Below are 3,741 nucleotides of genomic sequence, written 5' to 3'. Positions count from 1 at the left end.
ACGATTATTAAAGAAAACTTTCTGAGAACAGACCACTAAGCCTGTCCCCAGAAGAGCTCTTCCTTTTCATTAGGTGTTAACATTCCTAGAGTACCATGTGGCCTCTTGGAATTGTAGAAACTTTCAATATATTCAAATATGGATAGTTGCAACTCTTGAAAAGAGTGGTAGGTTTTCCGATTGGTTTCTTCTTTCTTTAGGTATTTGAAGAAACATTCACAGCAGGCATTATCAAATGGGTAGCCTTTTTTTGAAAATGACTGTACAACATTATGAGAATCTAATAGCTGCCTAAATGAAAATGCAGTATATTGAGATCCTCGATCGGAGTGGAACATAAGACCCGAAGGGCAGTTTCGCTTAGCATAAGCTTTTTTGAATGCAGTCATTACGAGGTCAACATCAGCCTTACCTGAAATGTTCCATGCAATGACTTTGCGTGAAAATAAATCCATCACAATACAGAGATAATACCATTTGCCAGCAACTTTGATGTAGGTGAAATCACTAGCCCAGACGAGATTTGGAGATTTTTGATTAAACTCTTGATGAAGATGGTTGGTGCAATCACCATTATCCTTATGTCGATAGTTACGGTATGGCTTTTCAGTTGACATTTTAGGTAATTGAAGTATTTTCATCAGTCGGTACACTCGTCCGACACTGATGTTAATGCCATAATCACGCTGGAGAATATATGTAACCTTGTATGCACCAAGACGCTTATTATAATCGGCGTAAATTTGGAGAATTAGCTTTGCAATCTCCTGATTTTTTTTGGTGTGGTCAGCGGGCTCTGATTTGTAATGCTTATAATAGGTGCTTCGATTGACACCTAATACTTTTGCAAAGAATCTTAATATCATGCTGGATACGAAGCTTATGAACAGCATCTAATCGTTGCTCGAGTGTGGCGTGAAGATGGCAATCGCTTTTTTTAGTATGAGGAGCTCCTCCTCTAGCTGGGCGTTACGTTTTTGGAGTTCTTTGACTTGTTTAGCAGTAAGAACTTCACCATCATCTGTTTTGACAGTCGAGTATTGTTTGATCCAGTTTGTAAGAGCAGTTAGAGAAACGCCGTATTCTTTACAGAGAGCTGCTTGTGTTTTTCTGCAAGATTGATAAAGGTTTACGAGGGTGCGTTTGAAATCTTCGTCATACCGGATTCCGGTTTTACTTGTGGACATGAGTAGATACCTCCTTTTTGTGTCTACTTAATTATAATGGAGAATTACTTTTCGTGTCCACTTTTATAATATAGATCCACAGGTTATACAATGTTGATTTAATAAATAAAATGTATGATAATATTAAAAGGATTAGTATAGTGAAAACTGAATTATATGAGTTGACATCACCTATTGTTTGCCATGGATATGCTGGGACACTGCTTATTCTTCTGACAGCTTATAAATATAAAGAAGATGAAGTGTTAAGAAATAAAATTCTTGAATTAGTAGAGATTTTATTGAAAGAATATAGGTCGGATTCTTTGTTTGGCTATCAAGACGTGGAAACAACATACGTTGATGGACAATATGCCGTCAAGTATATTGACAAAAATAGTTTTTTAGAGGGTACTAGTGGAATTGTGTTGGTTTTATTGTCTTTAATAAAAAGAAACACAAGGTTTGAAATTTGCTTACAGTTATAATATGCAAAGCTAACGGAAAGTTCATGATAGTAAGGTTTTATCTACATAACATAGATCCACTTGAAATTCATGTTATAGGAGAAGGGGGGCAATGTGAATATACATATTTCACATATAAATTCGATATGATGTATTTTCTAACTGTTTTTGGAACATTCGTTTTACCGTTTATTTTAGCCTACTATTATTGGAATAAAACAACCTTCTTCCCTAGTTTTCGGTTGGGTGTGGTATGTTTTTTTCTTACCCAATGGATTGCTCGCCCAATTTTCCTACAGGTTGTGGGTTGTTTATATTCTCCTATGTTTTCATTGTTTGAAAGTGTAAATGCAATTGTGTTAGGTGCAGTTTCTGCTGGTATTTTTGAAGAGGTCAGGAGATATCTCTGTTGGAAGAAGTTTCGTAAAGAAATTAAACCATCCTTCAAAGACGCAATTGCCTTTGGAATTGGTCATGCTAGCTTGGAGGCTGTAGGAGGAATCGGATTATCACACATTATGTCTTGGAAGAATTTATATTCCTTGGACATAAGTTTTAGGAGTATGTTGATACCACTTAATCGGATTATGGCAGGAACTTGTCATGTTGCTCTCACTTTGATTGTGTTTTATGGATTGCGTAAAAAGATAGCACAAAAGCAATTTACATTTATTGCAATTGCTTGTCATTTTTTTTTAGATTTTATAGGCGGAATGATTATTTACCAATATGATTATAAGCAAACGTTTTGGGGGTTTTCTTGGGCAATTGAAAATGAGGATGCTTTTATGTTCATTTATATATCCCTAGTTCTTATTTGTGCATCTTTGATTATTTACTTGGCAAATAAGCATTTTTCTAAGATGGAAGAATCAGAATCCAATCAGCTTTCAGAGGAGCTTTGAATTTATTCTTTTATTAAATTTTAGAACTAACAATATAAATGCATTCAGCAATATGTATTTTGGAGGAATATGATCAGAAATATTTTTTGCCGAAAAGAAAAAATGATTAATTTAGAAAAGCTTAGGTTTGAGAATTAGAATTGATTATAAAAGAGAGATATCCGCTGTAAACAATTTAAAAAGGAAAAAGGCAGTGCTGGTGCTTGAAAAAGCTCCTGACACTGCTTTTTTTATGCCATATAGGTTGCAACTGAGGAATTATGACAGGCCATCTTCGGATGACCCCCAAGGGCAGTAATAGCTCCTCCTAAGAGGTGTTATGGTGGCATACATCTACATTTTGTCAATTAAAGTTATTATAAAAATAGGTAGTTTTAAATTAAACAGTGTTATGCCTTTTTTTCCTAAAGGTATAACACTCTTTTCTATTTTCAGCTTTAAAAGAATAGTATCTGGTTGTCGTTCTCCTCCCTGTTTGAATTTGTCTCTAAAAATAAATTCAAAATTAAGGAGGAAAATGCTATGCCATTTTATGTAGCGATAACAAACTCGCAGGGTAAAGAAATCAGGGTTAAGGTTTCTTTTGAAATATATGAACTTTTTGAAGAAGAAAGAAAAGAGATTGAGCGTTTACGCAAAGAGAAGGAAAGACACTCATCTGATGAAGATGTGGAAAGTGACATTGCTGGATTTTTACATAGCCTTCGCACAGCATCCTTGGAAGAAAGAGCTATGCAAAGACAAGAATTGAAATCTGCTGTTGATGTGATTAAAAGCTGCACTTCTGTTCAGCAAAGAAGATTTTATTTCAATCGTATTTTGGGTTATACCTTTACAGAGATTGCCGCAAAAGAACATTGCTCAGAAAGAGCAGTGAAATTTTCGGTTGATGCTGTAATCAAAAAATTAGATGATTTAAAAAATTCTTTATAAAACATACTTCAAAATGGCTCTACTTCTGTCCTATATAGTAGAGGGATAAATTTACAAAGGTCCATTCTCTCGTTGCAGCTTGAAAATTGAATATCGGTATAGAAGTTTTTGCTTTACTTGTGTGAGCACCGAAGTAAGACCGTCAAGACCCCCTGCAAGGTTTTTTGCCTTGTAAACAAGATAACATCAAAGGGTATGAGCGATCAGTCTATGGACTTCTAAAAACAATGGTTCTGTGTAATATGCCAAGACCTCAAGTAAAGCAAAACA

The 3,741-nt window shown here is 35.0% G+C and carries 3 protein-coding genes and 1 pseudogene; 3 read left to right on the top strand and 1 reads right to left on the bottom strand.

Annotated elements, in window-relative coordinates:
* Window positions 1-35 precede the first annotated feature (35 nt).
* Window positions 36-1,187: pseudogene (locus RTK36_RS16355) on the bottom strand (IS3 family transposase).
* 110 nt (window positions 1,188-1,297) lie between these two features.
* Between RTK36_RS16355 and RTK36_RS16350 the strand changes: the two are divergent.
* From RTK36_RS16350 to RTK36_RS16340, 3 genes are all read left to right on the top strand, one after another.
* A complete protein-coding gene (locus RTK36_RS16350) occupies window positions 1,298-1,654 on the top strand; it encodes a lanthionine synthetase LanC family protein (protein ID WP_312048283.1) in 357 nt (118 codons plus the stop codon).
* Between the two features lie 23 nt (window positions 1,655-1,677).
* Window positions 1,678-2,538, top strand: coding sequence for a YhfC family glutamic-type intramembrane protease (locus RTK36_RS16345; protein WP_312048282.1), 861 nt, complete (start codon window positions 1,678-1,680; stop codon window positions 2,536-2,538).
* Window positions 2,539-3,060: 522 nt separating this feature from the next.
* The gene (locus RTK36_RS16340) at window positions 3,061-3,471 is read left to right on the top strand and encodes a sigma-70 family RNA polymerase sigma factor (protein WP_312048281.1); all 411 of its coding nucleotides are present in this window, start codon (window positions 3,061-3,063) and stop codon (window positions 3,469-3,471) included.
* The last annotated feature ends 270 nt before the right edge of the window (window positions 3,472-3,741 follow it).

This window comes from Anaerotignum sp., assembly GCF_031981185.1.
Taxonomy (GTDB): Bacteria; Bacillota; Clostridia; order Lachnospirales; family Anaerotignaceae; genus Chakrabartyella.
The sequence above is the reverse complement of the archived record's forward strand: the minus strand, read 5'-3'. Positions and strand labels throughout refer to the sequence as shown.

Bases quoted from the DNA above. Each gene is read 5' to 3' on its own strand.
- RTK36_RS16350 (WP_312048283.1), top strand. From the start codon at position 1,298: ATGTATGATAATATTAAAAGGATTAGTATAGTGAAAACTGAATTATAT.
- RTK36_RS16340 (WP_312048281.1), top strand. From the start codon at position 3,061: ATGCCATTTTATGTAGCGATAACAAACTCGCAGGGTAAAGAAATCAGG.
- RTK36_RS16345 (WP_312048282.1), top strand. From the start codon at position 1,678: ATGATAGTAAGGTTTTATCTACATAACATAGATCCACTTGAAATTCAT.